Raw genomic sequence first — 447 nt, 5'->3', positions numbered from 1 at the left:
TTAGGGCTTCGATTTTGAAGTCTTTGGCCCGGATGACGGCGTCTTTAGCTTGAATTTGCGCGTCTTTGAGCTGCAGCAACTCTCTATCCTGTACCGTTTGGTCAAGCAACACCCGAATCATATCCACCACTTGGCTTTTGGCGGCTGGTTCGAAGTCTAAACGGTCGATGTCGGCGAGTGTTTTCATGGTGGTTATTATACCAAAAAAAAACGCCTGCAAGCCTTATCAATACTGGGTTTAAGCGATTTTTTTTAGGACTCAAAACAGCGCTTTCAAGGTTGCCAATCCGCCGATGGAAGCGCTGACAAGCGTTGCCAATCGACCCCAGCTACGAGCCAGCGCCATTGCGCTTCAGTGACCAAAAACACCGCCTCTTCGTGTCGCGGCCAGATAAAATGACCGCGATGCAAGCGGCGTTGACACAGCCAAACACCATTGCCGTCCCA

At 50.6% G+C, this 447-nt stretch carries 2 protein-coding genes; both read right to left on the bottom strand.

Features of this window, described 5'->3' with window-relative positions; translation table 11 throughout:
• On the bottom strand, window positions 1-187 hold a 187-nt coding region (locus VZ94_RS21815), incomplete at its 3' end, for a hypothetical protein (RefSeq protein WP_045780861.1).
• Window positions 188-273: 86 nt separating this feature from the next.
• The coding region (tnpB, locus tag VZ94_RS21810) for an IS66 family insertion sequence element accessory protein TnpB (RefSeq protein WP_045780860.1) at window positions 274-447 on the bottom strand (174 nt) is incomplete at its 5' end.

Origin of the sequence: Methylocucumis oryzae (genome assembly GCF_000963695.1) — a bacterium.
GTDB classification, from domain to species: domain Bacteria; phylum Pseudomonadota; class Gammaproteobacteria; order Methylococcales; family Methylomonadaceae; genus Methylovulum; species Methylovulum oryzae.
The sequence above is the reverse complement of the archived record's forward strand: the minus strand, read 5'-3'. Positions and strand labels throughout refer to the sequence as shown.